Annotated in this window: 28 protein-coding genes; 11 read left to right on the plus strand and 17 right to left on the minus strand. The window is 70.8% G+C overall.

Annotated elements, in window-relative coordinates:
* Positions 1 to 3: 3 nt before the first annotated feature.
* A complete protein-coding gene (locus tag FHR82_RS19655; RefSeq protein WP_221464007.1) occupies positions 4 to 261 on the plus strand; it encodes a hypothetical protein in 258 nt (85 codons plus the stop codon).
* A 256-nt stretch (positions 262 to 517) separates the two neighbouring features.
* On the opposite strand, the gene FHR82_RS19660 is transcribed toward FHR82_RS19655, so the two are convergent.
* The 5 genes from FHR82_RS19660 to FHR82_RS19680 form a co-directional block, all read right to left on the minus strand.
* On the minus strand, positions 518 to 1231 hold the full coding sequence (locus tag FHR82_RS19660) for an ABC transporter permease (RefSeq protein ID WP_184811919.1): 714 nt from the start codon (positions 1229 to 1231) through the stop codon (positions 518 to 520).
* Positions 1228 to 2139 (minus strand): ABC transporter ATP-binding protein, encoded by a 912-nt coding sequence (locus FHR82_RS19665; RefSeq protein WP_184811920.1) that lies wholly within the window; start codon positions 2137 to 2139, stop codon positions 1228 to 1230. Before FHR82_RS19665 ends, FHR82_RS19660 begins: the two co-directional genes overlap by 4 nt.
* Positions 2136 to 2996, minus strand: a complete 861-nt coding sequence (locus FHR82_RS19670) for an ABC transporter permease (RefSeq protein WP_184811921.1) — start codon at positions 2994 to 2996, stop codon at positions 2136 to 2138. The genes FHR82_RS19665 and FHR82_RS19670 overlap by 4 nt, the downstream gene beginning before the upstream one ends.
* Positions 2989 to 3909 carry an ABC transporter ATP-binding protein gene (locus FHR82_RS19675; protein WP_184811922.1) on the minus strand — a complete coding sequence of 307 codons (921 nt, stop codon included), beginning with the start codon at positions 3907 to 3909 and terminating at the stop codon, positions 2989 to 2991. Before FHR82_RS19675 ends, FHR82_RS19670 begins: the two co-directional genes overlap by 8 nt.
* 67 nt (positions 3910 to 3976) lie before the next feature.
* Complete coding sequence (locus tag FHR82_RS19680) at positions 3977 to 4834, minus strand: LLM class F420-dependent oxidoreductase (protein ID WP_184811923.1); 858 nt, start codon at positions 4832 to 4834, stop codon at positions 3977 to 3979.
* 63 nt (positions 4835 to 4897) lie between these two features.
* Between FHR82_RS19680 and FHR82_RS19685 the strand changes: the two genes are divergently transcribed.
* Positions 4898 to 5416 carry a PadR family transcriptional regulator gene (locus tag FHR82_RS19685; RefSeq protein ID WP_184811924.1) on the plus strand — a complete coding sequence of 173 codons (519 nt, stop codon included), beginning with the start codon at positions 4898 to 4900 and terminating at the stop codon, positions 5414 to 5416.
* 44 nt (positions 5417 to 5460) lie between these two features.
* Entirely contained in the window at positions 5461 to 5847 is a 387-nt protein-coding gene (locus FHR82_RS19690; RefSeq protein WP_184811925.1) for a hypothetical protein, read from the plus strand.
* Positions 5848 to 5954: 107 nt separating this feature from the next.
* Here the strand turns inward: FHR82_RS19690 and FHR82_RS19695 are convergent, their stop codons facing one another.
* Genes FHR82_RS19695 through FHR82_RS19705 form a run of 3 tightly spaced genes read right to left on the minus strand, consistent with a single transcriptional unit; the run spans position 5955 to position 8080 of the window.
* The gene (locus FHR82_RS19695; protein ID WP_184811926.1) at positions 5955 to 6608 is read right to left on the minus strand and encodes a DUF4241 domain-containing protein; all 654 of its coding nucleotides are present in this window, start codon (positions 6606 to 6608) and stop codon (positions 5955 to 5957) included.
* Positions 6609 to 6635: 27 nt separating this feature from the next.
* Positions 6636 to 7304, minus strand: a complete 669-nt coding sequence (locus tag FHR82_RS19700) for an SDR family NAD(P)-dependent oxidoreductase (RefSeq protein WP_184811927.1) — start codon at positions 7302 to 7304, stop codon at positions 6636 to 6638.
* A gap of 2 nt (positions 7305 to 7306) precedes the next feature.
* A complete protein-coding gene (locus FHR82_RS19705) occupies positions 7307 to 8080 on the minus strand; it encodes a tyrosine-protein phosphatase (protein WP_184811928.1) in 774 nt (257 codons plus the stop codon).
* A 61-nt stretch (positions 8081 to 8141) separates the two neighbouring features.
* Here FHR82_RS19705 and FHR82_RS19710 point away from each other — a divergent pair, with 61 nt between their 5' ends.
* The 6 genes from FHR82_RS19710 (at position 8142) to FHR82_RS19735 (ending at position 14211) form a co-directional block, all read left to right on the plus strand.
* Positions 8142 to 9320, plus strand: a complete 1179-nt coding sequence (locus FHR82_RS19710) for a CynX/NimT family MFS transporter (protein WP_221464008.1) — start codon at positions 8142 to 8144, stop codon at positions 9318 to 9320.
* Between the two features lie 10 nt (positions 9321 to 9330).
* Positions 9331 to 10053, plus strand: a complete 723-nt coding sequence (locus tag FHR82_RS19715; protein ID WP_184811929.1) for an NAD-dependent epimerase/dehydratase family protein — start codon at positions 9331 to 9333, stop codon at positions 10051 to 10053.
* Positions 10050 to 10784 carry a sugar phosphate isomerase/epimerase family protein gene (locus tag FHR82_RS19720; RefSeq protein ID WP_184811930.1) on the plus strand — a complete coding sequence of 245 codons (735 nt, stop codon included), beginning with the start codon at positions 10050 to 10052 and terminating at the stop codon, positions 10782 to 10784. Before FHR82_RS19715 ends, FHR82_RS19720 begins: the two co-directional genes overlap by 4 nt.
* Positions 10774 to 12060 (plus strand): type I glutamate--ammonia ligase, encoded by a 1287-nt coding sequence (locus FHR82_RS19725; protein WP_184811931.1) that lies wholly within the window; start codon positions 10774 to 10776, stop codon positions 12058 to 12060. The genes FHR82_RS19720 and FHR82_RS19725 overlap by 11 nt, the downstream gene beginning before the upstream one ends.
* Positions 12061 to 12081: 21 nt before the next feature.
* Entirely contained in the window at positions 12082 to 13167 is a 1086-nt protein-coding gene (locus FHR82_RS19730) for an amidohydrolase family protein (protein WP_184811932.1), read from the plus strand.
* 81 nt (positions 13168 to 13248) lie between these two features.
* The gene (locus FHR82_RS19735) at positions 13249 to 14211 is read left to right on the plus strand and encodes a hypothetical protein (protein ID WP_184811933.1); all 963 of its coding nucleotides are present in this window, start codon (positions 13249 to 13251) and stop codon (positions 14209 to 14211) included.
* Here the strand turns inward: FHR82_RS19735 and FHR82_RS19740 are convergent.
* The 9 genes from FHR82_RS19740 to FHR82_RS19780 form a co-directional block, all read right to left on the minus strand.
* Complete coding sequence (locus tag FHR82_RS19740) at positions 14184 to 15044, minus strand: alpha/beta hydrolase (RefSeq protein WP_184811934.1); 861 nt, start codon at positions 15042 to 15044, stop codon at positions 14184 to 14186. The two genes, FHR82_RS19735 and FHR82_RS19740, sit on opposite strands and share 28 nt — an antisense overlap.
* Positions 15045 to 15106: 62 nt before the next feature.
* Positions 15107 to 15688, minus strand: a complete 582-nt coding sequence (locus FHR82_RS19745) for a TetR/AcrR family transcriptional regulator (RefSeq protein WP_184811935.1) — start codon at positions 15686 to 15688, stop codon at positions 15107 to 15109.
* A 99-nt stretch (positions 15689 to 15787) separates the two neighbouring features.
* Positions 15788 to 18025 (minus strand): rhamnogalacturonan lyase family protein, encoded by a 2238-nt coding sequence (locus FHR82_RS19750; protein ID WP_184811936.1) that lies wholly within the window; start codon positions 18023 to 18025, stop codon positions 15788 to 15790.
* Positions 18026 to 18372: 347 nt separating this feature from the next.
* Positions 18373 to 19494 carry a 5-methyltetrahydropteroyltriglutamate--homocysteine S-methyltransferase gene (locus FHR82_RS19755; protein ID WP_184811937.1) on the minus strand — a complete coding sequence of 374 codons (1122 nt, stop codon included), beginning with the start codon at positions 19492 to 19494 and terminating at the stop codon, positions 18373 to 18375.
* A gap of 12 nt (positions 19495 to 19506) precedes the next feature.
* Positions 19507 to 20955, minus strand: coding sequence for a benzaldehyde dehydrogenase (locus FHR82_RS19760; RefSeq protein WP_184811938.1), 1449 nt, complete (start codon positions 20953 to 20955; stop codon positions 19507 to 19509).
* Positions 20952 to 21725: an ABC transporter ATP-binding protein gene (locus FHR82_RS19765; RefSeq protein WP_184811939.1), complete on the minus strand. Its 774-nt coding sequence runs from the start codon at positions 21723 to 21725 to the stop codon at positions 20952 to 20954. The genes FHR82_RS19760 and FHR82_RS19765 overlap by 4 nt, the downstream gene beginning before the upstream one ends.
* The gene (locus FHR82_RS19770) at positions 21725 to 22492 is read right to left on the minus strand and encodes an ABC transporter permease (protein ID WP_311771175.1); all 768 of its coding nucleotides are present in this window, start codon (positions 22490 to 22492) and stop codon (positions 21725 to 21727) included. The genes FHR82_RS19765 and FHR82_RS19770 overlap by 1 nt, the downstream gene beginning before the upstream one ends.
* Entirely contained in the window at positions 22489 to 23259 is a 771-nt protein-coding gene (locus tag FHR82_RS19775; protein ID WP_184811940.1) for an ABC transporter permease, read from the minus strand. The genes FHR82_RS19770 and FHR82_RS19775 overlap by 4 nt, the downstream gene beginning before the upstream one ends.
* Positions 23256 to 24218, minus strand: coding sequence for an ABC transporter substrate-binding protein (locus FHR82_RS19780; RefSeq protein ID WP_184811941.1), 963 nt, complete (start codon positions 24216 to 24218; stop codon positions 23256 to 23258). The genes FHR82_RS19775 and FHR82_RS19780 overlap by 4 nt, the downstream gene beginning before the upstream one ends.
* A gap of 163 nt (positions 24219 to 24381) precedes the next feature.
* Here FHR82_RS19780 and FHR82_RS19785 point away from each other — a divergent pair, with 163 nt between their 5' ends.
* Positions 24382 to 25134, plus strand: a complete 753-nt coding sequence (locus FHR82_RS19785; RefSeq protein WP_311771176.1) for an IclR family transcriptional regulator domain-containing protein — start codon at positions 24382 to 24384, stop codon at positions 25132 to 25134.
* Positions 25135 to 25174: 40 nt separating this feature from the next.
* The gene (locus FHR82_RS19790; protein WP_184811943.1) at positions 25175 to 25699 is read left to right on the plus strand and encodes a hypothetical protein; all 525 of its coding nucleotides are present in this window, start codon (positions 25175 to 25177) and stop codon (positions 25697 to 25699) included.
* Positions 25700 to 26038: the final 339 nt, after the last annotated feature.

The following is a 26038-nucleotide window of genomic DNA, read 5'->3' on the forward strand; positions in this document are numbered from 1 at the left end:
ACAATGGCGGGCGACATGGCCATGAGTACGTGGCTGGACCTTAGCGGAGGCACCCCGCTGAGCTACAGCGTGAGCGGCAGCGACCTCGCGCACGTGATGATCGGCAGCCGGCACACCACGTGCGAACTCGTCTTCGACGCCACCGGAATGCGGGCGATGGCCGAACTGTCCGCCGCGGCCATGGGCGAGATGGACGCCCGCTACGCACAGGAGATGGCAGCCGAACCCGGCCGCCACCACCTACACGCCCCGGTGTCCTGAAAGACGCTTTCAGGACACCGAACGCCCTGAAAGCGCCTTTCAGGACACTACCAGAACCCGAAGGCGCGAAAGCCCGGAGGAAGGTCGACGGGATGGCAGGCAGACCGACCCTTGCCAACGAACAACGTTGCCAAGCTGGAAGCCATCCCGGAGACCTGCCCCTCCGGCGAGGAGGCCGTCCGGCGAGGACAAACCCCGTCGAAACGAGCAACCCCGTCGGACAAAGCGAGGAGAACCCCCGTCAAGCAAACGAGAACTAGTTCGCGTCACCAGTCAGTGCGAAGGAACGCAGCCGCTGAGTGGCGCCGACGGTCCCGACCACGATGAAGATCACCGCCATGACCAGCGCGGTCGTCACCGACACCGAGGCGTCGATGAGCTGGGTGTTCCCGATGGAGTCGGCGATCGCCGTCGCGTGCTGGCGGACGCTGAAGATCCGGGTGCCGCTGACGTAGCTGACCAGGATGTTCTCCCACAGCACGATGTACACGAGACCGACCGCGACCGGTCGCTTCGTCATCACCGACAGTGCGAGGAACAGCGCGCTGTAGGCGAGCCCGCCGATCGCGGCGCCGATCACCAGGCCGACCGCCAGCGTGCCGGAGCCGGCGATCAGCGCGGCCGCGGCCAGCGGCACACCGGTGGCCACCGCCGTCACCAGCCACGCGACGGCCAGCTTGGACAGCACGATCTCGCTGCGCGGCAACGGTTTGGTGAGCAGGTGGGTGATCGTGCCGTCGTCGATCTCCAACCCGAGTGCGCTGGAGCCGATGATCAGCGCGGTCAGCGGCAGGATGACGCTGATGCCCAGCGACGAGAACACCACCGGTCCCCACTGGGCGTCGCTGGCGCCGGACGTCACGCCGATGAGCGTGAGGCCGATGAGGATGATCGGCATCGGGAGGAGCATCAGCACGCGTTTGCGGCCAAGCATGGCCCGCGCGGTGAGGCTCATGATCGTCAGGTTCATGTCGCCACCAGGTAGGAGAAGACTTTTTCGAGTGACTCGTCCGAGGGGATGAGCTGCGTGATGCGGATCTTGTGCTCGCGGGCGAGCTTGGCGAGCGCACGCGTGAACGTGCCGTAGTCGTTGGCCTGCACCAGCACCCCGACCGGCTCCAGGCTCACCCCGGACACCGACGCATGTCCCATGAGAACCGTCGCGAGTAGACGGTTGTCGGACGACGTGACCGTGAACTGGTGCGGGCGGTTGGTCATCAGGCGGCGGATGTGCCGGTAGTCGCCGGACGCGGCGAGCCTGCCCGCGACGATGACCTGCACGGTGCCCGACAGCTGCTCGACCTCTTCGAGGATGTGCGAGCTGAACAGGATGGTGCGGCCCTCGCCCGCCATGCCGTTCAGCAGCTCCATCATGTGGAGGCGCTGGCGCGGGTCCATGCCGTTGAACGGCTCGTCCAGCAGCAGGACCGTCGGGTCGTGCACCAGCGCGGCCGCGACCCGGCTGCGCTGCCGCATGCCCTTGGAGTACGTGGAGATCCGCCGGTCCTGCGCGTCCTCCAGCTCGACGATCGCGAGCGCCTTGCGCGCCGCCTCCGCCGGGTCCGGCAGCTTGTGCAGCTTCGCGCTCGAGAGCACGAACTCCCACGCCGTCAGGTTTCCCGGCACGCTCTCGCGTTCGGTGACGAGGCCGAGCGAGCGGTACATCTCGGGGTTGCGCCACGCGGACTGGCCGCCGACCGAGACCTCACCCTGCGACGGGGCCATCAGCCCGGCCATCAGGTGCAGGACCGTGGTCTTGCCGGCACCGTTCGGGCCGAGCAGCCCGGTCAGGCCGGGGCCGATGGTGAGGGTGACGTCGTTGACCGCGACGACGTTGCCGTACCAGCGGGAGACGCCGTTGAGTTCGATGTCGGTCACGACTTCACCTTCTTGTAGCGCAGCACCAGCAGGTACGTGCCGAGTGCGATCAGGGCGACGGTGACCAGGCCGTACACGGCACCGAAGTCGCCGGTCCGGACGATGCCGATGCCAGGGCCGAACAACCACTGGTCAACACCGTTGAGCAGGCTCGACGGATCCATCAGCCCACCGAGGTCGGCCAGTGCGCCGTTGCCGAACGCCTGCAGCGCACCGGAGATCGGCGTGGTCAGCAGGAACAGGGCGATGATCATGCCGGACGCGAACACGCGGCGGCCGGACAGCGACGCCAGCGGCAGGCCGAGCGCGGACAGCAGCGCGGCGTGGATCGCGGCGGCGACGAGGCCCTGGGCGAATCCGCCCACCTCGTCGAGGACACCGCCGATGCCGGAGTCGGTGTTGAACGCCATGCCCAGGAACATGATCAGCATCGGGATGGCGAACAGCAGGAACGTCGCCGTGGCCAGCGAGGCGAGCTTCGTCAGCGCGTAGTCGCTCTTGCGCAGCGGCCGGGACAGGTAGAGCTGCAACAGGTTGCTGCGCAGGTCGACCGACACCAGCTCCGGCGCGACGACCGCGACGAACACCGTGGCCGCGTAGGTGAACGTGGACGCGATGCCGACGTAGTCGATCACCTGGGTCGGCAGCTGGGTGTTGATCACGACCAGGATCAGCGACGCCATGCTGGCGAACGCCAGCACACCCATCGGCAGGACCTTCGCCCACGCGCTGCGGCCGAGGCCGTAGGCGGAGCGGATGCCGTGGACGTACAGCGAGCGCGCCGCGTAGCCGCGGCCCAGCCGCGGGCCTTCGTAGCGCTGGTAGCCGATGTCGTGGATGACGCCGGTGTCAGGCATTGGCCACCTCCCGGAACAGGTCGGCCACCTGGTGGCGCTGACGTTCGATGCGGTGCAGGGGCAGGTCGAGGTCGGCGACCGCGTCGCGGATCTTGTCGTAGACGTCGCCGTCAGTGGAGCTGTCCTCGATCCGGACGTACAGCACGCGGTTGTCGGTGCGGACCTCCAGGCCCTGGCTCACCAGCGCCGCGGCCAGTGCTTCCGCGTCCTCGTCGACCTCGACCATCAGCAGGTCACGAGCTTGGGTCATCGAGTCGAGGGTGGCCGACCGCAGCAGGCGCCCCGCGTCGATGGCGACGAGCGAGGTGCAGATCCGCTCGATCTCGCCGAGCAGGTGCGAGCAGACGACCACGGAGATGCCGAAGTCGGTGCCGATGCGGTGGACCAGGTCCAGCATCGCGCGGCGGCCGGCGGGGTCGAGGCCGTTGGTCGGTTCGTCGAGCAGCAGCAGCTCCGGGTCGTGCACGAGGGCCTGCGCGAGCTTGACGCGCTGCTTCATGCCGGTGGAGTAGCCGCCGATGCGGCGGTAGCGCTCCTCGTACAGGCCGACGTGGCGCAGCGTTTCGGAGGCTCTTTCGCGGGCCATCGCCTTGGGCAGGCCGCTGACCCGCGCCATGTGCGTGACGAACTCGGCGGCGATCATGTCGGGTGGCAGGCAGTCGTGTTCGGGCATGTAGCCGACACGGGCGCGGACCCGGTCACCGTCGGCGACCGGGTCCAGGCCGAGCACGCGGATCCGGCCGCCGGTCGGTTCGAGTAGCCCCAGGGCGAGCTTGATGAGGGTGCTCTTGCCGGCGCCGTTCACCCCGACCAGGCCCACCACCCCGGGCTCGATCGCGACGGTGAGATCCGCGAGCGCGGTCACCTTGTTGTCGTAGCGCTTCTGCAGCGCGGTGGTCTCGATGAGTGGCACGCACTCAAGGTATTGGCTGGGTGCCGCTCAGGGCATCCGGTTCATACCCTGAGGCGACCCTGAGGTTTCAGAGGTCCGCGACCTTGGGCACCAGCGGCGCCACGACCTCCTCGACGTACTTGGCCGGGGCGTCGCCGGGCGGCATGACGATCATGGTCTCGATGCCGAGCTTGGCGTACGCGGCCACGTCGTCGACGAAGGAGTCCGTGATCGGGCCGTTGTGGTTGGCCGTCTTCTGGATGGTGTCGTAGTCGCGGCCGACCTCGTCGCAGTGGCGCCGCAGGACGTCGAGCTTGCGGGCGACCTCCTCCGGGGACGGCGTGAAGAGGTTGCACGCGTCCGCGTACTTCGCCACGAAACGCAGCGTCTTCTTCTCGCCGCCACCGCCGATCAGGATCGGCGGCCCGGAGATCGGCGCCGGGTGGCACAGGGTCTCCGCCAGCTGGTAGTGCTTGCCCTCGTAGGGGCCGTCGTCGTCCTGGTCCCACATCTGGCGGCAGATCCGCAGCGTCTCCTCCAGGCGCTCGAACCGCTCCGCCGTCGGCGGGAACGGGACGCCGAGGCCGCGGTGCTCACGCTCGTACCACGCGGCACCGATGCCCAGCTCGGCCCGGCCGCCGGACAGGACGTCCACTGTGGACACGATCTTCGCGAGCAGGCCGGGATGCCGGTAGGACACACCGGTGACCAGCAACCCGAGGCGCACGGTCGAGGTGTGTGCCGCCAGGAACCCGAGGGTCGTGTAGCCCTCCAGCATGGGGTCGGTGGCCGGGAGGATCTGTTCCATCTGGAAGTAGTGGTCCATCACCGACAGGTGCGTGACCCCCGCCTCCTCGACGGCGTTGGCGAGGCGGACCAGCTCCGGCGCGATGCCGGCGGTGCCGTCGGGAACGGTGAACGCGATCTGGTGCACTCCGAGCTTCACGACGCCACGCTATGACCTGGAGCGCGCTCCAGCGCAAGTCGGGCGGGCAGACAGAATGGCCGCATGCCAGCCGCCTTGAACGCCACCGCCGCCGCGTTGCTCGGTCTGCTCCACGACGGCCCGATGACGGGCTGGGAGCTGATGGCCAGGGCCGCCGAGCGGATCGGCAATTTCTGGACGCTCACGCAGAGCCAGGTCTACCGCGAGCTCACCAGGATGACCGAGCAGGAGCTGGTGACCGTGGGGGAGCCGGGACCCCGGGACCGCAAGCCGTACACGATCACGACAGCGGGCCGGGCCGCGTTCGCGGAGTGGGTGGCCGCCGACCCGGCAGGGGACCAGGTCCGGGCGCCGTTGCTGCTGACCATCAACTTCGCCGACCACCTGCCGCCCGAGCGGCTGGCCGAGATCATCGCGGCCCAGCGGTCGTGGCACGCGGAGCGGCTGGCCGAGTACCGCAGGCACGAGGCAAAGATCGAGGACCCGCGCAGGCTCGCCACCCTGCGCTTCGGCATCCGGCACGAGCAGGCCGCGCTGGACTGGTTCGACGAGCTGCCCGCCCTCCTTGACATTCCACTGTGACAGGTCGACACTGGGACCTCCCACAGTGGAAGGTCGACGTACGAATGCACTCCCTTCTGATCGCCCTGCACGCCGGGACGGGAGTGGCCGCCCTGCTGGCCGGTGCCGTCGCCCTGTTCCGCCGGGGCAGGCTCTTCGACGTCTACCTCGGCTCGCTGACCGCCACCACGGTGTTCCTCGCGCTCGCGGTGGCTGTCGAGTGGGCCGTGCTGGACGTGGGCAGCCGGGTGCTGTTCACCGCGTTCACGGTGCTGGCGGCGGTGCTGGTGGCAAGGGGTGTGCTGGCCCGGCGGCTGCTGCCCGGCGGACGGTCGCCCGTGTACCTGGAGCACGTCGGTTTCACGCTGGTCGCCCTGTTCGACGCGTTCGTGGTGATCGCCGTGCTGAACGCGGGCGCGCCGGTCTGGCTGGTCGTGGTGAGCGGGGTCTGATCGCGGTCGTCGGCCACTTCGCGCTCCGCGCGACGAAGCGGGCTCTCGCGGACGAGCAGCCCGGCACCGGTCTAGTGCTACCGGGCCTACTTGGTGGCCCTGTAGTACTAGACGTCGTCCACCGCGACCGGATCATGGGCGGACGCGTCGAGGTGGACGGCGAGCAGCACACCGTCCTCGGCATGGGTGGTCACGACCAGGTGGTCACCCTGGCCGGTCCACGAGCGGGCAAGGATCACGTTCTCCTCCTCGGTGGCCAGCGGCAACCGGATGTCCGCGCTGTCTTCGCGGACGTGGTCCGGGGCCTCGAGCAGGTCCAGCCACGACGGCGTGTGCGGCGGGTCCCCGTCGAGGATCAGCTCTTCCCTCTCGTCGTGCGGCGGCATGCACCGGTCGACGGCCTCGTGATCGACGAACCCGATGGCCGTGGAGTCGGTGATCACCAACGCCGGCTCCACCTGGTCGCCAGGACTGGCGACGGTGCGGACCTGGGAGACCGGTAGGTCGTCGCGCAGGACCACCGACAGGTAGGCGGCGCCTTGTGTGTCGTCCTCGGCGTCGACGACGTGCGTGAGCCGCACCGGGTAGGCACCGGGCGGAACGTCGACGACCACACCCGCACCGAGCATGATGATGGGGTCACATGCCTCCAGGCGGCCCGACGGCACTCGCAGCACACCGAGGTCATGCACGGTCTGCACGTGTCGTGCCCCGTCGGGCTTCCCGTCCTGGAGCGCGAGGAAAGGCCGTGCGTCGTTCATGGCCTGGACCATAGTGGCGCCAGCACCCTAGGCGCGGTCCACCGGGAGGTGGGCGCCGCTGATCGTGCTCGACTCCTCGCTCGACAGGAACAGGATCGTCTTCGCGATGTCGGCCGGGTCCACCCAGTTCGACCGGCTGCCGGGCATCGACTCGCGGTTGGCCGGGGTGTCGATCACCCCCGGCAGGACGGCGTTCACGCGGATGCCGTCGTCGCGGTACTCGGTGTCCAGGGCGTCCACCAGGGCGAGCACGGCCGCCTTCGACGTCACGTAGCCCGCCGCGCCCGCGAACGGGTTCACCGCCGCCCGCGACGACACGCACACGATCGAGCCGCCGCCCGCCGCGATGAGGTGCGGGATCGCCGCCGCGCACACGAGGTAGGTCGGGCGCAGGTTCGTCCGGAACTGCGCCTCGAAGTCCTCGACCGGGGTCTCGTGCACGCGGCCGCCCATGGCGAAGCCGCCCGCCAGGTGGACCACCGCGCGCAGCGGGCCCTCCGCCGCGGCCACGGCCACCGCCGCCGCGACCTGCGCCGGGTCCGTCAGGTCCGCCTGGACCCCGACGACGTCCGGGACGCCCGAGGGTGGCCGCGACCGGTACGGCACCACCACCCGCCAGCCCGCTGCCGCGAACGCCGTGGTCACCGCCGTGCCCAGGCCGCCGGTACCGCCAGTGACCAGCACCGATCCGGTCATGCTCACTCCTCGACCAGTTTGTTCCGCAACCGCTCCGCGTCCACCCTGTCGAACCCGTGCTGGCCGAGCCACCCGAGGGGGCCGCCGTACTCCGAGTCCAGGCGGTCGAGGAACCGGCGCATGATGTCCGGGCGCGGGTCGTGCTCGTGGGCGGGCACGTTGTCGATGTCCGCGGCGTAGGTGGGGGAGGACCGCAGCCGGTCGAGGATCCGCACGATGCGCTCGCCGGTCGCCTCGTAGTCCGCCACGATCTCCGCGCGCGGCACCCCGGCCACCGACAGCGCCATCGCGACCACGACACCGGTCCGGTCCTTGCCCGCCGCGCAGTGCACCAGCGCCGCGCCGGGTGCGCTCGCGATCGCCCGCAGCGCGCCGACGACGCTGTCCGGCCGGTCCTCCAGGTAACCGAAGTAGAACGCGTCGGCCACGTTCTCCGGGTCGCGCTGGAGCGCGCGTTCCCGGTTCAGCGCGAGCGCGTCCTTCGCCACGTCGGTCATCTCACCGAACTCCGGCAGGAGCGACAGGTGCACGTGCGCCACCGAGGCAAGCGCCTTCAGCGGGCCGGGCCCCTCCGACGTCACCTCCCCGGTGCTGCGCAGGTCCACCACCGTGGTGACGCCGACCTCGTCGACGAGACGGGTCACGTCCGACGGAGAGAGGTCCTGCAGGTTGTCCGACCGGACGAGTTGCCCGGTGCGGATGCGGTTTCCGTCCCCGGCGGGCAGCCCACCGAGGTCACGGACGTTGACGGCGTTCTCGAGTTCGATCCATGCCACCCCGCCATCTCATCATTGCCGGTGCACTCTGCCGTGTGAGAGGTTGGCCACCGTGACGGTCGTGAGGACTGCTAACGAGAGCACTGCTCGCCGGGTCCTGATGATCGCCGGATTCCTGCTGCTCGCTGCCAACCTGCGGGCGGCGCTGACCTCGGTCGGGCCGCTGCTGGAGACCATCCGCGCGGACATCGGGCTCACCGCGGGCGAGGCCGGGTTCATCGGCACGCTGCCACTGCTCACGTTCGCGGCCGTGTCGCCGCAGGTGCCCCGGCTCGCGCGGCGCGTGGGCACCGACCGGCTGCTGTGGCTGGCGCTCGCCCTGCTCGCGACGGGCATCGTGCTGCGCTCGCTGCCGGTCACCGGGCTGCTCTGGGTGGGCACCGTCCTGCTCGGCGCCGCGATCGCGGCGGGCAACGTGCTGATGCCGAGCCTGATCAAACGGGACTTCCCGGACCGCGTCAGTGCCGCCACCGGCGTGTACACGGCGGTCATCGGGATCATCGCGTCGACGGCGGCCGGGGTCGCGGTCCCACTGGCGGGGGCGCTGCCCGGCGGGTGGCGCTCGGCGCTCGGGGTCTGGGCCGGGTTCGTGCTCATCGCGCTCGCCGTGTGGTCACCGCGGTTGTCGCGGCGTACCCGGCAGTCGGTGCCGGAGGTGAGCCGAGGCAGGACCCCGTGGCGGTCGCTGCTCGCGTGGGAGTGCGCGATCTTCATGGCGCTGTCCGCGACCGGTTTCTACACCGTCCTGTCCTGGTATCCGTCCATTTTGGTCAGTTACGGCACCACGGAGACGGCCGCGGGCTGGCTGTTGTTCGCCTACCAGCTCATCGGTGTGCTCATGAGCCTCGTGGTGCCGCTGCTGTTGACCCGGCTGGCCGACCAGCGCGCGGTCGCGGCCTGCTCCTCGCTGCTCGCGATGACCGGCTACCTCGGTCTGCTGCTCGTGCCGGACCTCGCGGTGCTGTGGGTGCTGATCACCGGTGTCGGCGCGGGTGCGTTGTTCTTCCTCGCGCTCGCGTTCTTCAGCCTGCGGGCGGCGGACCCGCGTTCGTCCGCGGCGCTGTCCGGTATGGGACAGTCGATCGGCTACCTCCTCGCGGCGGTGGGGCCGACGCTGTTCGGTGCCCTGCACGACGTGACCGGTGGCTGGCGGGTGCCGCTTGGGGTGCTCGTCGGCGTCGCGGCCGCGCACACCCTGATCGGGCTGCGTGCGGGCCGGGACGCGCACGTGACGGTGTGAGAGGAGCACGATGCGCCTGCTGGTGATCGGCGGCTGCGGTCTCGTCGGGTCGATGGTGGTGCCGGTGCTGGCCCGCGCGCACGAGGTCCGCGTGCTGGACCTGAAGGGCCCCCGCGACGCCGTGCCCGGGGTGGAGTACCACACGGGCAGCCTGCACGACGTGGACCTGGTCGCGTCGCTCGCGTCCGAAGTGGACTCACTGGTGTTCATGGCCATGGGGCCGATGGCGGGCTGGGGGGAACCGGAGAACGCGCGGCAGCACTTCGACGTCGCCGTGGCCGGGCTGTACCTGGCGCTCACCGGCGCGGCCAGGGCCGGGGTGCGGCACCTGGTCTACACCAGCAGCATGTCGGTGTACCCGTACGAGGACCTGACCGGCATGATCACGTTCCCCGACGAGTCCGTGCCGCCGGCCGCCACCGACTTCTACGGCCTCGCGAAGCGCCTCGGCGAGGAGGTGTGCCGCACGGCGACCGACCGGTGGGACATGGACGCGGTGTGCCTGCGCCTGTGCTTCCCCGCCGCGGACGACGAGTGGCCGCGCGGCGACACCCCGATGCGGCGGGCGATCAGCACGTCCGCACGGGACGTGGCCGCCGCGATCGAGGCCGCGCTGCACCGGCGCGGTCACGGCTTCGACGCGTACGCGATCAGCGGCGACGCCACCGGCAGGACGATGAGCATCGAGAAGGCGCGCCGCGAACTCGGCTGGACACCGAAGGACGTCACGTGATCCCCGGGCTCGTGTCGGTGACGTTCCGGCAGCTGTCGCCCGCCGAGATCGTGGCGCTCGTGGTCGGCGCCGGGCTCGAGGCCATCGAGTGGGGCGGCGACGTCCACGTCCCGCTCGGCGAGTTCCGCACCGCGCGGGAGGTGGGCACGCGCTGCGCGGACAACGGGATCGCGATCGAGGCGTACGGCTCGTACTACCGCGCGGACGGGGACTTCGGCCCGGTCCTCGCGACCGCGCTCGCCCTTGGCGCGCCGCGGATCCGCGTGTGGGCGGGGTCGAAAGGCTCGGCGGAGGAACCCGATCGCGCGGCCGTGGTCGAGGACCTGCGCGTGGCCGCCACGCTCGCGGGTGGTGAGGGCGTGGAGATCGCGGCCGAGTACCACGCGAACACCCTCACCGACACCCTCGAATCCGCGCTGGAGCTGTTCTCGGACGTGCCTGCCCTGAAGCCGTACTGGCAGCCACCCGTCGGTTCCACGACCGGCGACGCCCTGGCGGCCATCCCCGCGCTGGCACCGGTCGCGGCGCACGTGTTCAGCTGGGCCGACGACGGGACACGGCTCCCGCTCGCCGCACGCGAGGACCTGTGGCGCCCGGCGTTCGCCGCGTTGCCAGCCGACTGCCACGTACTGCTGGAGTTCGTGCGTGACGACTCGCCGGAGGCGTTCCGGCAGGACGCCGCCACCTTGCGCGCCTGGCTCGCCACGCCAGGATGGGGGCATGACTCCTGAGGAGCTGCGGGCCGCCGGGGTGACGCTCGTCGAGCTGTCGTTCGTGGACAACGCCGGGATCACGCGGGTGAAGGCCGTGCCGCTCGACCGGTTGCCGACCGCGGTGGGCGCGTCGCCGTGCTTCGAGGCGTTCGGTTCGGACGACGTGATGGTCGCCGGCCGGTACCTCGGCGGCCCCGACGGCGACCTGCGGCTCACGCCCGACATGAGCAGGCTCGTCGCGCTGTCCGCCCAGCCCGGCTGGGGCTGGGTGCCCGCGGACAAGTACGACCAGGACGGCACCCGGTTCGTGGCGTGCCAGCGCGCGTTCGCCGCGCGGCAGACCGAGGCTCTGGCCGCACACGGGTTGCGCGCGCTCGCCGCGTACGAGCACGAGTGGATCCTCGGCCGCGGCGACGCCGACGGGTTCGCCCCCGCGTTCGACGGTCCCGCGTACGGGCAGATCCGCCTCGAGCAGGTGGCGGGGTACGCCTCTGAGCTGGTCGCGGACCTGACCGCGCAGGGGCTCGTGGTGGAGCAGTTCCACCCCGAGTACGCGGTCGCGCAGCTGGAGGTGTCGGTCGCGCCGAACGACCCCGTCGCCGCCGCGGACGACGCCGTGCTGGTGCGGCACACGATCCGGTCCCGCAGCCTCGCGCACGGGTGGCGCGCGTCGTTCTCGCCGTCCGTCGACCCCGACGGCGCCGGGTCGGGTGCCCACCTGCACCTGTCCGTGCACGACGCGGGCGGGTCGCTCATGGCGGGCGGGGACGGGCCGTGCGGTCTGCGCACCGAAGGGGAGGCGTTCCTGGCGGGGGTGTTGCGGGAGCTGCCCGCGCTGGTCGCGATCGGATGCGGGCACCCGGTGTCGTTCCTGCGGTTGCAGCCGTCGCGGTGGGCCGGGATCTGGCAGGCGTGGGGCCACGAGACGCGCGAGACGGCGCTGCGGCTGGTGACCGGGCCGTCGGCGAACGCCGAGCTGAAGTGCTTCGACGCGACCGCGAACCCGTACCTGCTGATCGGGTCGGTGCTGGCGGCCGGGCTCGCCGGTGTGACAGCGCGACTGCGGCTGCCAGAACCGGTCACGGGCGACCCGGCGACCGGCGACGGGTCGGTGCCGAGGTTGCCGTCGTCGGCGTCGGAGGCGGCCACCGCGCTCGAGTCGTCGGCCGTGCTCGCGGCCGCGCTGGGACCGGCACTGCACGACGCGATCGTCACCGTTCGGCGCGCGGAGGCGGAGCGCTGTTCGGGCCTCGAGGCGCGGGCGCTAACCTCAGCCGTTCTCTGGCGCTGGTAAGCGGTTCCGCGGAGGTGTTCCTTGGGCGTCGCTGATGTCGTGCCCCTCGTCGACCAGCACTGCCACGGTGTGGCGACCGGGGAGGTCGACCCCCGGGAATGGTTGTCCGAGGCCAAGAACGCGCGGCGGCACCCGTTCCGGTCGTTGCTCGGCCTCTCGGTGCGGCGCTGGTGCGCGCCGGTGCTCGGGATGCCGGCGCTCGCGCCCGCGGAGGAGTACCTGTGGCGGCGGGCCGAGCTGGGCTGGCACGAGGTGTCCAAGCGGCTGCTCACCGCGGCCGGGGTGCGGCACTGGTTCGTCGACACCGGGTACGTGCCGGGACCGGTGACCTCGCCGGCTGGACTCGCCGAGCTGGGTGGCGGCACCGGGCACGAGGTGGTGCGGATCGAGGCGGTCGCCGAGGCGGTGCAGAAGTCCGCACCGACCCCGGAGGCCTTGCTGGACAAGATCACCGCGGCACTGCACGTGGCGCCCGCGATCGCGTTCAAGTCGATCGTCGCCTACCGGTACGGGCTCGCGCTGCCCGCCGAGCAACCCGACCGCGCCGAGGCGTTGCGTGCCGCCGCGCCCTGGTTGCGTGCCAAGGACACCATCCTCACCGACCCGGTGCTGCTCGCGTGGCTGGTGCACGAGGCGGCGCGGGTCGGCGCCGAGCGGGGCCTGCCGCTGCAGTTCCACACCGGGTTCGGCGACGCCGACCTGCGGCTGTCGTCCACGGACCCGGTGCTGCTGACCGACTTCCTGCGGGTCGCGCGGTGCCAGGTCGTGCTGCTGCACTGCTATCCCTTCCACCGCAACGCCGCCTACCTGTCGCACGTGTTCGACAACGTGCACGTCGACCTCGGGCTCACCATCCCGTTCGTCGGCGTGCGGTCGGCCGCGGTGCTCGCGGAGGTGCTGGAGCTCGCGCCGTTCGACTCGGTCCTGTACTCCTCGGACGGCAACGTGCTGCCGGAGCTGCACTACCTGGGCGCGGCCCTGTGGCGCCGCGCGGTGAACACCCTCACCGACTCGTGGCTCGCCGAGGAGGCCCTGACCACCGCCGACGCGGAACGACTGGCGTACGGCATCCTCGGCGGCAACGCAGCGCGACTGCACCGTCTCTGATCCCGCACTCCCGCAACCTGCCCCGTGTCCGTACGTCCTCCTCTGCACCGGACCACCTGGTCCGCCATGGGGAGGGACACTATGGAAACTCGGTACAGACGCAGATCGATACTGCTGGCGGGGGTCGCGGCGGCTGGGCTGCTCGCGGCACCGGCCTCCGCGCAGGCCGCACCGGGGTGCGGCCCGGTCGCACTCCCGGCGCCCGCCGGGGTGCTCACGTCGGTCGTGGGCGGCGACCCGACCGGCACCTACCTCGTCGGGAGCGTGAGCGACGGGTCGGGTACCGCGGGGGCGTTGTGGCGCCACGGCCGGTTCTCCGAGATCGACGCGAGTTCGGTCACGGGCGTGCAGGTGGACTACCACGACGTCAACCGGCACGGCGTGGTCGTCGGCGAGCGCATGACGGACTACAGCTCGTTCCACACCGACGCGTTCACCTACCGCGCGGGGGAGTTCACGTTCCTGCCGCCGCTGCGGGCGGGTGACTACACCGAGGCGCTCGGCATCAACGGCCGCGGCGACGTCGTCGGCAACAGCGCGGGCGCACCTGTCGTGTGGCCCGCGGGCGGCGGCGTGCGTGCGCTGCCCGGGGACGGCCGGGCCATGGGCATCGACGAGGACGGCACCGTCGTCGGGTACCTGGCGCCCTACCCGCCGGGCACCCCGTACGTGTGGCCTGCCAACGGAAAGCCGCACGCGTTGCCGGTGCCCGACGGGAGCATCGGCGGTGACGCGGTCGCCATCCAGCGCGGCATGGTCGCAGGCAACGTGTACGACCCCGTGACCGGTTCGACGGTGCCGACGCTGTGGAACCTGCGCACCGGCAGCGTCACGTTGCACTCGGACGCGCCGGGCGGCGCGCTGTCGGTGAACCACCGGGGCACCATCGGCACGATCGGCACGATCGTGCACCGCGACGGCCGCGTGTCGGCCGTCGGCTACCTCGACCGCGTGTCGGTGGTGACCGCTTCGGGCACCGCGGCGGGCACGCGCACCGACAGCCCGTTCGGTCCTGGTCAGGCGGTGCGCTGGTTCGGCTGCTGACGTTCCCGTGAGCTGACGAAGTCCACGGCCCGGGTGATCGTGTCCTGGTCGCGGAGCACGCGCCAGTGGCCGAGGTCCTTGACGGTCACCAGTTCCGACTCCGGCCAGACCTTCGCCACGGCGACGCTGTCGTCGTAGCGGGTCTCGCGGTCGGCCGGGTCGTGGACGGTCAGCAGCGGTGGCGGCGCGATGCGGGTGACCTGCGTGGGCATGTCGAAGTCGTCCCACGGGGTGCCCACTCGCGCCGCCACGCGGTCCATCAGGCGGGTGCGGATGCGTTCCCCGAAGCCGAGGGTGGCCGCGAAGACCGCGGTGTACGGCGTCGGCTGCGTCATCGGTGCGAGGAACACCAGCCGGGACGGGTGTACGCCGCCGCGCAGTGCGAAGAACACCGCCGCGCAGCCGAGCGAGTGCGCGATCACCGCGTGCGGCCTGCCGTGTTCCTTCACCACGGCGGTGAACGCGCTCGCCATCTCCGGGATCGTGAAGTGGTGCGGGCCCAGGAAGCCGGGATCCGAGGCGCCGTGCGACAGCGCGTCGAACGTGACGACCCGGTGCCCGGCCGCCAGGAGCGGCGCCACGAACGGGTGCAGCTGCGCGGAGATCCCGCCCCGGCCGTGGACCAGGTACACCACCGGGCCAGAGCCCCACGCCGTGCCGACGACCTTGCGGTCCTTCACCCGGACCGTGAACTCCTCGCCGCGGGGGAGCACCCCTGGTCTCGACTTGCCACGGTACGGCGGGATCCGCAGCCACAGGCTCTCGGCCCAGCGGGCACCCAGGTCGGGGGCGACACGTTCCAGGGTGCCGAACGCGGTCCGGACAGCCGTCATTTTAAGACGAACGATCGTGCTTTTTTGCGATGACACGTGTGCGACCTTTCGTGATGGTGGAGTCAGGCCCTGGCCCGGTCCAGGAGAGCCTCGAACGCGGTGCGGGCCCGGGAGACCGCGTTCGGGTCGTCGAGCAGCCTGCCCGACAGGTGGCGCGACAGCATCACGCCGTCGACCTCGAACGCGAACTGCTCCGGGTCCGCGTCGGCCAGGAAGTGGCCCTCGGACAGGCCGGTGCGGAAGACCTCCGCGAGCGAGTCCAGCCAGTCCTGCTGGTAGCGGACGAGCCGGTCGCGGACCGGCCCGGGCTGGTCGTCCAGCTCGGACGACGCGGCGACGAACAGGCAGCCGCCCGGCTGGGAATCCCAGGTCAGCCAGTTCTCGAACAGTGCGCGCACGCGTGGCTCGCCGCGCGGCTCGGTCAGCGCGGGCGCGACCACCTCGGCCACGAACCGGGCCCGCGTGTGCTCCAGGATCGAGACCTGCAGCGACTCCTTGGACCGGAAGTGCGCGTACAGGCCGCTCTTCGACAGCTCGGCGCGGGACGCGAGCGTGCCGATGGTGATGCCGCCCAGCCCGACGGACCGGGCCAGGCGGCTCGCCGTGTCCAGGATCGCCTCGCGGGTGGCCTCACCCTTGCTCATGCCCGCGACAATAGCACGATCGGTCGGTCAGTCGCTCCGGACTCTCGGTCGGTGCGGGTGGGCCTGCCAGGTGTTGACCGGCCCACCCGCGGATCGGGTTCAGCGGACGTGGATGTTCGGCTGGGACGGGGTGCTCATGCCGTTGCCGAGGAAGAAGCTCGGGTGCGGCGGCTGGTTGTAGGCGGTGTTCTGCCATGCGATGGCCACGCGGTACTGGGCGTCGTGCATGAGGGTGTGGATCCGCCGGTCGGTCTGTGTCGTCGTGGCGTAGATGCGCAGCGCGGCGTTGTCGTCGCGCGGCAGGACGACCTCCTCGCGCCAGTCGCCGAACAGGTCGCCGGAGAGCGAGGGGGTTGCCTTGGTGCCGTTGACGGAGTGCGCTCCGGAGCCGGTGAGCAGTCGGGTGTCACCGCTGGTGCCGTACTTGTCGACGTGGTTGCCGTCCAGCAGTTCCCGCACCGGGTCGGCGTCCCACCAGGCGAGGAAGTTCGCGCTGCCCGGTGTCCGCCCGACGTTGCCGCCGGAGCCGTTGAACAGGTTGGCCAGCCCGGTTCCCCTGCCCCAGAACTCGGCGCCCGCGTTCCCGGCGTACACGTCGCCTGCCGCGCCGCGAGCGGGGCCCTCGCAGCTACAGGTGTTGTTCTTCTGCATGATGACCGCGCCGCTGTTGGCGTCGCGCAGGGTCGCGGCGGCGCCGGAGCTCTGCTCGTGGATCTGCCAGATCTCCTGGCCGGCACGGCTGGGGATGAAGTCGCCGACGTGCAGGGCGTCGCCGTGGGCGTAGAAGCCGGTGGTGTACCGCCCGGTGCCGCCCGCGTTGATGGTCATGCCGCCGTAGATGATCTCGTCGGTGCCGTTGCCGTCGACGTCGGCGATGGACAGCGAGTGGGCGCCGCGGCCGCCCCACTGGCTGCCGGCGGAGCTGGAGTCGAACTTCCAGCGCCGGGTGAGCTGCCCGTCGCGGAAGTCCCACGCCGCGATCGCGCTCTTCGCGTAGTAGCCGCGGCCCATGATGATGCTGGGCCGCTGTCCGTCCAGGTACGCGGTGCCGGCCAGGAACCGGTCTCCCCGGTTGCCGTAGCAGTCGCCCCAGTCGCAGATGTTGCCGCGGGCTGGGTCGAAGGGCACCGTGGACATGGCGGCGCCGGTGAGCCCGTTGAACACGGTCAGGAACTCGGGTCCGGTGATGATGTAGCCGTCGGAGTTGCGGTGGTCGGCGCCTGCGTTGCCGATCACCTGACCCGTGCCGGACACCGTGCCGTCGGCGGTCTTGACCGCCAGCTCGGCCCGGCCGTCGCCGTCGTAGTCGTACACCTGGAACTGGGTGTAGTGCGCGCCGGCGCGGATGTTGCGGCCCAGGTTGACGCGCCACAGCCGCTGTCCGTTCAGCTTGTAGGCGTCGATGTAGACGTTGCTGGTGTTACCGGACTGGGAGTTGTCCTTCTGGTCACTGGGATCCCACTTGAGGAAGATCTCGTACTGGCCGTCGCCGTCCGCGTCACCGACGCTCGCGTCACCGGCGGTGTAGTTGCTCCCCGGCCGGGAGATCGGCACGTCGAGGTAGTTGCCGCCGACGAAGCGCAGTGAGGGCTCGGACGGTGCTTGCTCCACCCCGCCCACGACCGCGCGGACCGTGTACGAGGCGTCCCCCGGTGCCCCGGAGTCCAGGTGATTGGTGGAGTTGGTGATCGGGGAGGCGTTCAGCTTCGTCCCGCCCCGGTAGACGTTGAACCCGGTCGAGGCCGACTCGGTCCCGAGCAGCCGCCACGAGACCAGGTTGCCGGACCCGGAGCGCACGCTGACCAGGCCCCGGTCGAGGTCCTCCAGCTGCTTGCCGGTGGGCGGCGGGGTGTCCGTGACGTCGAAGTCGAGGTAGTCGACGTTCGCCAGGCCGTTCGCGGTGGTCGGGCTCAACTGGATCGTGTTCGTGCCGGTGTTCACCGGGACGGTGAGCGTCTTCGTGGCCCACGTGGTCCAGGCGCCGGTTGGGTCGAACGCGGTGCCAGGGTGGGCGACCGCACCGTTGACCAGCACGTCCGCGGGGCGGTTGGCAGTGGTGCCGTTGGCGTACCGGACGGCGATGGTCACCGAGCCCGTCTCGGACGCCGAGACGGTGAACCGCGCTGCCGCGCCGATCGCGTTGTCCGCGTTGCAGAACCCGCTGCCGGAATAACCGGTGTGGTTGGACTCGATGACACCGGCGCAGGTGGCCGGTGCGTTTTCCGTCTCGTACCTGGTCGCGGCCGCCGAAGCCGTGGTGATGACGACTCCGCTCCCGGCGACGGTCAGGGCGACGCCGACAGCGAGCTGCGCTGCGCGCCGTCTGTTTGTGAACATGACGAACCTCCAACGTGTACTACGGATGAGATCGAGCGGCTACAAGACCGTGCTCCTCCTTCGCGTATTTTGGGAGCGCTCCCAATCAGGCCCAGGCGTATCCCGCAGCAGCGTGGCTGCGGGATGACACCACATATGAAACGATTCAATTTACCCGAACACCGCAGGAAAGCGCTATCCAGGTAGTGGTGGCCGCGGCCGCGGGATCATTCCGGGGCTTTGGTCATCGTCCGATCCGTTGGCTCCTTTGAGGTTCGAGCGCCAACGGGTGCTGAGGTAGACCGTACGAACGTCGCCGTCCCGATGTCAACAGGCACGGCGAAAGTTTCGGATCGATCCAGGTCGTCTCAGTCGCCCCAGACTTCCGCCGCGGTCTCGACGATGAGCGCCAGCTTCGCGACCTGCTCGTCGTAGGTCAGCGCGTTGCCGTCGACGGTCGAGGAGAACCCGCACTGCGGCGAGAGGCACAGCTGGTCGAGCGGCACGTACTTCGACGCCTCCTCGATCCGCCGCTTCAGGTCGTCCTTCGACTCGAGCGCGCCGCGCTTGGTGGTCACGAGCCCCAGCACCACGTTCTTGCCCGGCGGCACGAACCGCAGCGGCGCGAAGCTCCCGGACCGCTCGTCGTCGTACTCCAGGAAGAACCCGTCCACGGCCAGCTCGGAGAACAGCGCCTCGGCCACGAAGTCGTAGCCGCCGGACGCCGCCCACGACGAGCGGAAGTTGCCCCGGCACATGTGGGTGGTGATCCGCAGGTCCGACGGCCGGTCCGCGATCGCCGCGTTGATCTGCCTGATGTAGCGCAGGTGCTGGTGCTCGGCGTCGTCGCCGCGGGCGGTCAGCTCGGCCCGCTGGTTCGGGTCGTTGAGGTAGGCCAGCGAGGTGTCGTCGAGCTGCAGGTACCGGCAGCCCAGCTCGTACACGCCCGCGACCTGCGCCTTGTACGCGGCGGAGAGGTCCGTCCAGAACTGCTCCTCGTCCGGGTACACCGCCGGGTCGAGCGCGGCGGGGCCGCCGCGGTAGTGGACCATGCTCGGCGACGGGATGGTGAGCTTCGGTGTCACCACGCCACCCGCGACGTCCGCGAGGAACGCGAAGTCGTCCGCGAAGATGGTCTCCCGCAACCGGACCGGACCGTCCACGTGCAGCGCGGCGGTGGTGAACTCGATGACGCCGCCCGGGTTCTCGAACCGCACCTTGATCGCGTCGTCCGGCGCGGAGGAGATGCCGCCGAGCCGGTAGATGAAGTCCATGTGCCACGACGTGCGGCGGAACTCGCCGTCGGTGGCCGAGTTCAGGCCCACCTCGGCCTGCATGGCGACCACCTGGCGGATCGCCTCGTCCTCGGCCGTGCGCAGCTCCTCGGCCGACAGCCGCCCGTTGGCGTGGTCGTCGCGGGCGGTCAGCAGCGCGGCCGGGCGCAGCAGGCTGCCGACGTGGTCGGCTCGGAACGGAGGCAGTTTCGCCATGGTGGTTCCTCCTCAGAACGGGTAGGCGGGGATCTGACCGCGCACGGTGATCCACCGCGACTCGGTGAACGCGTCCAGGTTCGCGAGACCGCCGAACCGGGCGCCGGTGCCCGACGCGGCGACGCCACCGAACGGCGCGACCGCCTCGTCGTTCACCGTCTGGTCGTTGATGTGCACGATGCCGGTGGGGATGCGCTCGGCGAGCGCGAGACCGCGCATGGCGTCGCCGGTGAGGATCGACAGCGCGAGGCCGTACTCGCTGTCTGCCGCGAGTGCCACGGCCTCGTCCTCGTCGGCGAACCGGACGACCGGCGCGACCGGCCCGAACACCTCGTTGGCGTAGGCGGGCATGTCGGTGCGCACGCCGTCGAGCACGGTCGGGCGGTAGAACAGGCCTTCGTGCGTGCCGCCGGACGCCAGCCGCGCTCCCGCGTCCACAGTGGACGTGACGAGCCCGTGGACCTTGCCGAGCTGGCCCTCGTCGATCAACGGCCCCAGCGCGACCTTCCCGGACGCCGGGTCGCCGACCGGCAGCGCGGTCGCGTGCGCCGCCAACGCCTCCACATAGGACTCCGCGATCCGCTCGTGCACGAGGTGGCGACCGGTGGTCATGCAGATCTGGCCCTGGTGCAGGAACGAGCCCCACGAACCGGCCGACACCGCGCGTTCGACGTCCGCGTCGTCGAGCACGATCAGCGCCGAGTTGCCGCCCAGCTCCAGGTGTGCCCGTTTCAGGTGCTTCGCGGCCAGCTCACCGACCTTGCGGCCGACCGCAGTGGAGCCGGTGAACGAGATGACCGGCACACGCGGGTTCTCGACCAGCGCGGTGCCGGCGTCCGCGCCACCGGGCAGCACGTGCAGCACGCCGTCGGGCAGCCCGGCCTCGGCGAACACCCGCGCGATCGCGAACCCGCCGCTGACCGGGGTGCGCAGGTCCGGCTTGAGCACCACCGCGTTGCCCAGCGCGAGCGCCGGCGCGACCGACCGGATCGACAGGATCAGCGGCACGTTGAACGGCGAGATCACACCGACCACGCCGACCGGCACGCGGCGCAGCATCGACAGCCGCGGCTCGGCGGTGGGCAGCAGCTCGCCGGGCGGCATCGACGCGAGGGCCGCGGCCTCGTAGCACTCCTGCGCGGCCACCCCGACCGCGAACGCGGCCATGTCCGGCACGGCGCCGGTCTCGCGGACCACCCAGTCCCGCAGCTCCGCGAACCTCGCCTCGATGGCCGCGCCCGCCTTGCGCAGGACGGCGGCCCGGTCGGAGTAGGTCGCGGCCGCCCAGTCCTTCTGCGCGGCGGCGGCCCGCGCGCACGCGGCGTCCACATCGGACGCGTCGGCGACACCGGTGCGGCCCAGCTCCTCGCCGGTGGCGGGCTCGACGATCGCGGTGTCGCCACCGCTGGCGGCCACCCACCCGCCGCTGTAGAGGGAACCGGGCTCGAACAGCGCTGTCATGTCCGCTCCTGCTTGGCTTTCTGGATCTGGGCGTACACCTGACCGCGCAGCTCGGTGAACCGGGGATCGCTCCGGGTGGCGAGCTGGTCGCGTGCCGCGGGCAGGTCGATCGCGAGGTCCTCCGCGACCGTGGTCGGCGACGAGGACAGCATCACGACGCGCTGTCCCAGGTAGACCGACTCGTCGATGTCGTGGGTGACGAACAGCAGCGTCACGCCGAGCCGCTGCCACACCGACCGGATCAGGTCCTCGAGGTCCGCGCGGGTCTGCGCGTCGACGGCCGCGAACGGCTCGTCCATCAGCAGCACCCGTGGCTGGTAGGCGATCGCGCGGGCGATGGCGACGCGCTGCTGCATGCCGCCGGACAGCTGCCACGGGTACGCGGCGTGCGCGTCGGCCAGCCCCACCGCGTCGAGCGCCTCGGTCACCAGCTCCCGCCGCTTCGCCTTGCCCATGCCGGCGGCGCGCAGCGGCAGGTCCACGTTGTCCCGCACCCGCAACCAGGGGAACAGGCTGCGGCCGTACTCCTGGAACACCACCGCGAGCCCGTCCGGCGGCCCGTCGACCTTCCTGCCCTCCACGACGATCTCGCCGGAGGTCGGTGGGAGCAGCCCGGCGATGCAGCGCAGCAGCGTGGTCTTGCCGCAGCCGGACGGCCCGACCACGCACACGAACTCGCCGTCCGCCACGTCGAACGACACGTCGCCGATCGCCTCGACCCGGCGCCCCTTGGCGTCGTAGGTCTTCGACAGGCCCTTGACGGTGAGCATCAACGCTCCTTCTGTACGGCACGGATGCCGTGGTACCAGCCGAGCACGCGCCGCTCGACGAGCCGGAACAGCAGCGCCAGGAGCACACCCAGCAGCCCGAGCAGGAGCACGCCGCTCCACATCTGCGGGATCCGGAAGCCGTCCTTGAACTGGATGACCGTGAACCCGATGCCGCTCGACGCCGCGAACATCTCGCTGATGACCATCAGGATGATCCCGATCGACAGCGCCTGCCGGGCGCCCGCGACGATCTGCGGGCTCGCCGACCGGACCATCAGGTGCCACACCCGCAGGCGCCCGCGGATCCGGTAGCTGCGGCACGTGTCGGTGAGCACCTCGTCGACCGCGCGCACACCCTCGACCGTGTTCAGCAGGATCGGCCACAGGCATCCGCTGACGATCACCAGCACCTTCATCAGGTCGCCGATACCGGCCATCAGCATCAGGATCGGCACCAGCACCGGCGGCGGCACCGCGCGCAGGAACTCCAGGAGCGGCTCGACGACCGCGCGCAGCGTGCGGTTCGCGCCGATGAGCATGCCCAACGCGATGCCCACGCACAGTGCCGCGGCGTAGCCGATCGCGAGGCGGGCGAGGCTCGGCAGGACGTCGTCGACCATGCGCGGCCCGAACCACGTCTCCGGGAACGTCTCGAGGATCCGGCGCAGCGGCGGGAAGTAGAAGTCGGTGCTGCCCGCGCTCGCGAACCACCACACCGCCAGCAGCACGACCGGCATGGTGACGGCGAGCAGGATGCGCTTGATCACGCGGGCACCTGCACTTCCAGGCGCACCGACGGGTGCCAGGCCAGTGCCCTGCGTTCCGCCGCCCGCGTCAGCACGTTCGCGGCGACGCCGAACAGGCCGGTCACCACGATCAGCGCGTACATCATCGGCACCGCGCCGGACGTGCGTGCGCCTGCGATCTCCTGCCCGAGCCCCGGCGAGCCGATGACCAGCTCACCGGTGATGGTCAGGATCAGCGCGACGGTCGCCGCGAGCCGGATGCCGGTCACGACGTAGGGGAGCGCGGTCGGCCAGATCAGCCAGCGGATCCGCGCCCACCGGTTCAGGTGGTACGACCGCGCCGTGTCGGCGGCGACCGGGTCGATGTCCGCGACCCCGGCGAGCGTCTGGATCAGCACCTGCCAGAACGCCGCGTACACCACGAGGATCAGCGTCGCCTCGATCGTCGACCCGTACAGCACCACCACGAGCGGGATCAGCGCGACCGACGGGATCGGCCGCAGGAACTCGATGGTGGACGCGGTCGCCGCGCGCAGCACCGGCACCGAGCCGATGAACACGCCGAGCACGACGCCCAGCGCGATCGCGATCACGAGGCCCAGCAACCAGGTGCGGAGCGTGTCGAGGACCGCGACCCAGAATTCGTCGCGCCGCAGTTGCTCCCCGAGCGTGGCGAGGATGTCGCTCGTCGGTGGCGCGTACCGGGCGGACACGAGCCCGGCCCGGGGCGCGATCTCCAGCAGGACACCGAAACCGACCAGCCCCGCGAGGCCGAGGAGCACTTTCACGGGAGCAGCGCGTTCAGGTCGGGGGTCTCCTTGAGCAGGCCGTCCTCGACGGCGAGGTCGGCCATCGTCTCCAGCGAGTCCCGGTTGATGTCGCTCGGCCACTTCGGCAGCGTGAGCTTCTCGATCACCTCGGGCGCGATCTCGGTGTAGGTGCCGATGATCTGCCGCGCCTCGTCCGGGTGACTGTCCGCATAGGACAGTGACTCCTGCATGGCCTCGGTGAACCGCCGGACGAGATCCGGGTTCTCCGCCTGCAGCTGCCGCGAGGTGAAGTAGACGGCGACGGTCAGGTCGTCGGCCGCGTCGACGTAGCTGGAGGCGATCTTGCGCCCGCCCTCGGCGAGCACCGCCTGCTGGAACGGCTCGACCACGAACACCGCGTCCACCTGGCCGTTCGCCAGCGCGGCGGGCTGCTCGGGGAACGGCAGCGCCACGAACTTCACCTTCGACGGGTCACCGCCCGCCTCGCGCACCGACGCGCGCACGGAGGTGTCGACGATGTTCTGCAGCGTGTTCGCCGCGACCGTCCTGCCCTCCAGGTCCTTCGCGGACCTGATGGGGCTGTCCGCCTTCACCATCAGCCCGGCGAAGTCCTCGCCGTCCACACCCGTGGAGTTGTTGCCGTTGCTGACGACCTTCACCGGCAGCCCCTCGGACTGCGCGAGCAGCAGCGACACGACGTTGCTGAACCCGAACTGGTACTGCTCGCTGACGACCGCCGGCACGATCGCCGCGCCGCCCTCCGCCTGCGTCAGCTCGAGGTCGATGTCGAGCTCGGCGAAGAACCCCTTCTCCACGCCGAGGTAGATCGGCGCCACGTCGAGGATCGGGATGACACCCACCGTGACCTTGTCCGGTTCCCCCGGCGCCGCCGACCCGCCGTCAGCGCCGTCGCCGGCACCGCAGGCCGTGGCGAGGAGGGAGGTCGCGAGCAGGATCGCGGCGAGATGACGTCGCATGGGCGCAACTCCGTTGTTCGAGGACCGCACGCTCGTTCTCCAGGTGAACCTAGAGCGCGGTCATTGTGAGGTCAACAGTTGACCTGCGTACTATCGTGCGTCAGAAGAACGGGCGTTCGCTGTGCGTACAGGAGTGGCTGTGGCCGGTCGGGGTGCTGACTTCGTGCAGTCACTGGAGCGCGGGCTCGCCGTGATCCGTGCCTTCGACCACGAACACCCGGAGCTGACGCTGTCCGAGGTGGCCGTACGCACCGGCGTGACCCGTGCGGTCGCCCGCCGTTTCCTCCTCACGCTGGCGACACTGGGTTACGTCCGCAGCGACGGCCGCTTCTTCTCGCTCACCGCGCGTGTTCTGGAGCTGGGATACGCGTACCTGTCGTCGCTGTCGCTGCCGGAGGTCGCGGAGTCGCACCTGGAGGCACTCGTCGCGGAGGTGAACGAGTCGTCGTCGGTCTCCGTTCTGGACGGACACGACGTCGTCTACGTGGCACGCGTCCCGGTCAGCCGGATCATGACGGTGTCGATCAGCGTGGGCACGCGCTTCCCGGCGTACGTGACGTCGATGGGTCGCGTCCTGCTCGCGGGGATGCCGCCGGGGGAGCTGGAGGAGTACCTGACGGCGGTGCGGATGGAACCGCTCACCGCGCGGACCCTCACGTCGGCCGACGCACTGCGCGCGGAGATCGCGAAGGTGCGCGCACAGGGCTGGTCACTGGTGAACCAGGAACTGGAGGAAGGCCTGCGCGCACTGGCCGCCCCGGTCCGCGACCGCACCGGCAGGGTCGTGGCGGCGGTGAACGTCTCGGCCCACGCGAGCCGCACGTCCCTCGAAGCCATGCGCCGGGACCTGTTGCCGTCGTTGCTGAAAACGGCGGCTCTGATCGAAAGCGACATCCCGGGCTCCCGCCGCCCGTAGCATCGGCTCGACTTGATCGTCTTTCTGGAACGAGCCACCCATGCTGACCGACTTCCTGCGTGACCACTACTTCACGACCGCCTGGTTCGGGCTGATGGCGTTCGTGTGGTTCGGGTGGTCGCAGGAGGACCCGCCGAAGCGGTGGCGGCCATGGCTGGGCGCGGGTTCCGTGCTCGGCCTCGGGTTCGCCGCCGGGTTCGGCGTGCTGACCGCGACCAACTGGGACCAGCCGACCGCGCTCGACGGCCGCTACGGGTGGTTCGGGGTCCTGGTCGCGGCCGAGGTCGCCGCCGCGGGGGTGGGATGCCTGGTGCTCGCGCGGCGGGGTGCGTCCCGGTGGATGGCCTGGTGGGTGGCGGTGGTCGTGGCGGCGCACTTCCTGCCGCTGGCGCTGCTCCTGTCGGACCTCGGGATCGCGGTCGCCGGTGTTGTCCAGCTGGCCGCCCTCGGTGCCGTGGTGCCGCGGCTGCGCACCGCCGACACGACGACCAGCCGCCTCGTGGGCCCGGTCATGGGCGTGGTCCTGCTGGTGAGCGCGTCGATCGGTGCGCTCACCGCCGTCTAGTGCTGTGTCCACTTACGTTGGCCGGGGTGGGTTCGTGGTTTGTCGCCGGACGTTCTCGCCGGGCGGGTTTGCCTCCGGCGGCTCCTCGCCGGAGGGGCAGGTCTCTGGGATGGCAGGCAGCCTCGGGTGTGTGTGTGGGTGTGTGTGTGTGTGGCTTGCGCCCCCCCGGCGCCTGTGCGCCCTCGCGACGTCCCGTTGTGCTGTGAAAGGCGCTTTCACGGCATTGGCCACGCTGCGAAGGGCGCTTTCAGGGCACTCAACGCCCTCAACGCGCTTTCACAGCGTCGGCGATGTCCTGAACGCGCCTTTCACGGCATACCAGCCCCACCCCGGGTACGG

The organism is Actinophytocola algeriensis, from assembly GCF_014203735.1.
Lineage (GTDB): Bacteria > Actinomycetota > Actinomycetes > Mycobacteriales > Pseudonocardiaceae > Actinophytocola > Actinophytocola algeriensis.

Bases quoted from the DNA above. Each gene is read 5' to 3' on its own strand.
- FHR82_RS19735 (WP_184811933.1), top strand. From the start codon at position 13,249: ATGGAAACTCGGTACAGACGCAGATCGATACTGCTGGCGGGGGTCGCG.
- FHR82_RS19690 (WP_184811925.1), top strand. From the start codon at position 5,461: ATGCACTCCCTTCTGATCGCCCTGCACGCCGGGACGGGAGTGGCCGCC.
- FHR82_RS19695 (WP_184811926.1), bottom strand. From the start codon at position 6,608: ATGAACGACGCACGGCCTTTCCTCGCGCTCCAGGACGGGAAGCCCGAC.
- FHR82_RS19655 (WP_221464007.1), top strand. From the start codon at position 4: ATGGCGGGCGACATGGCCATGAGTACGTGGCTGGACCTTAGCGGAGGC.
- FHR82_RS19750 (WP_184811936.1), bottom strand. From the start codon at position 18,025: ATGTTCACAAACAGACGGCGCGCAGCGCAGCTCGCTGTCGGCGTCGCC.
- FHR82_RS19685 (WP_184811924.1), top strand. From the start codon at position 4,898: ATGCCAGCCGCCTTGAACGCCACCGCCGCCGCGTTGCTCGGTCTGCTC.
- FHR82_RS19755 (WP_184811937.1), bottom strand. From the start codon at position 19,494: ATGGCGAAACTGCCTCCGTTCCGAGCCGACCACGTCGGCAGCCTGCTG.
- FHR82_RS19700 (WP_184811927.1), bottom strand. From the start codon at position 7,304: ATGACCGGATCGGTGCTGGTCACTGGCGGTACCGGCGGCCTGGGCACG.
- FHR82_RS19745 (WP_184811935.1), bottom strand. From the start codon at position 15,688: ATGAGCAAGGGTGAGGCCACCCGCGAGGCGATCCTGGACACGGCGAGC.
- FHR82_RS19670 (WP_184811921.1), bottom strand. From the start codon at position 2,996: ATGCCTGACACCGGCGTCATCCACGACATCGGCTACCAGCGCTACGAA.
- FHR82_RS19660 (WP_184811919.1), bottom strand. From the start codon at position 1,231: ATGAACCTGACGATCATGAGCCTCACCGCGCGGGCCATGCTTGGCCGC.
- FHR82_RS19725 (WP_184811931.1), top strand. From the start codon at position 10,774: ATGACTCCTGAGGAGCTGCGGGCCGCCGGGGTGACGCTCGTCGAGCTG.
- FHR82_RS19765 (WP_184811939.1), bottom strand. From the start codon at position 21,725: ATGCTCACCGTCAAGGGCCTGTCGAAGACCTACGACGCCAAGGGGCGC.
- FHR82_RS19780 (WP_184811941.1), bottom strand. From the start codon at position 24,218: ATGCGACGTCATCTCGCCGCGATCCTGCTCGCGACCTCCCTCCTCGCC.
- FHR82_RS19715 (WP_184811929.1), top strand. From the start codon at position 9,331: ATGCGCCTGCTGGTGATCGGCGGCTGCGGTCTCGTCGGGTCGATGGTG.
- FHR82_RS19790 (WP_184811943.1), top strand. From the start codon at position 25,175: ATGCTGACCGACTTCCTGCGTGACCACTACTTCACGACCGCCTGGTTC.
- FHR82_RS19740 (WP_184811934.1), bottom strand. From the start codon at position 15,044: ATGACGGCTGTCCGGACCGCGTTCGGCACCCTGGAACGTGTCGCCCCC.
- FHR82_RS19760 (WP_184811938.1), bottom strand. From the start codon at position 20,955: ATGACAGCGCTGTTCGAGCCCGGTTCCCTCTACAGCGGCGGGTGGGTG.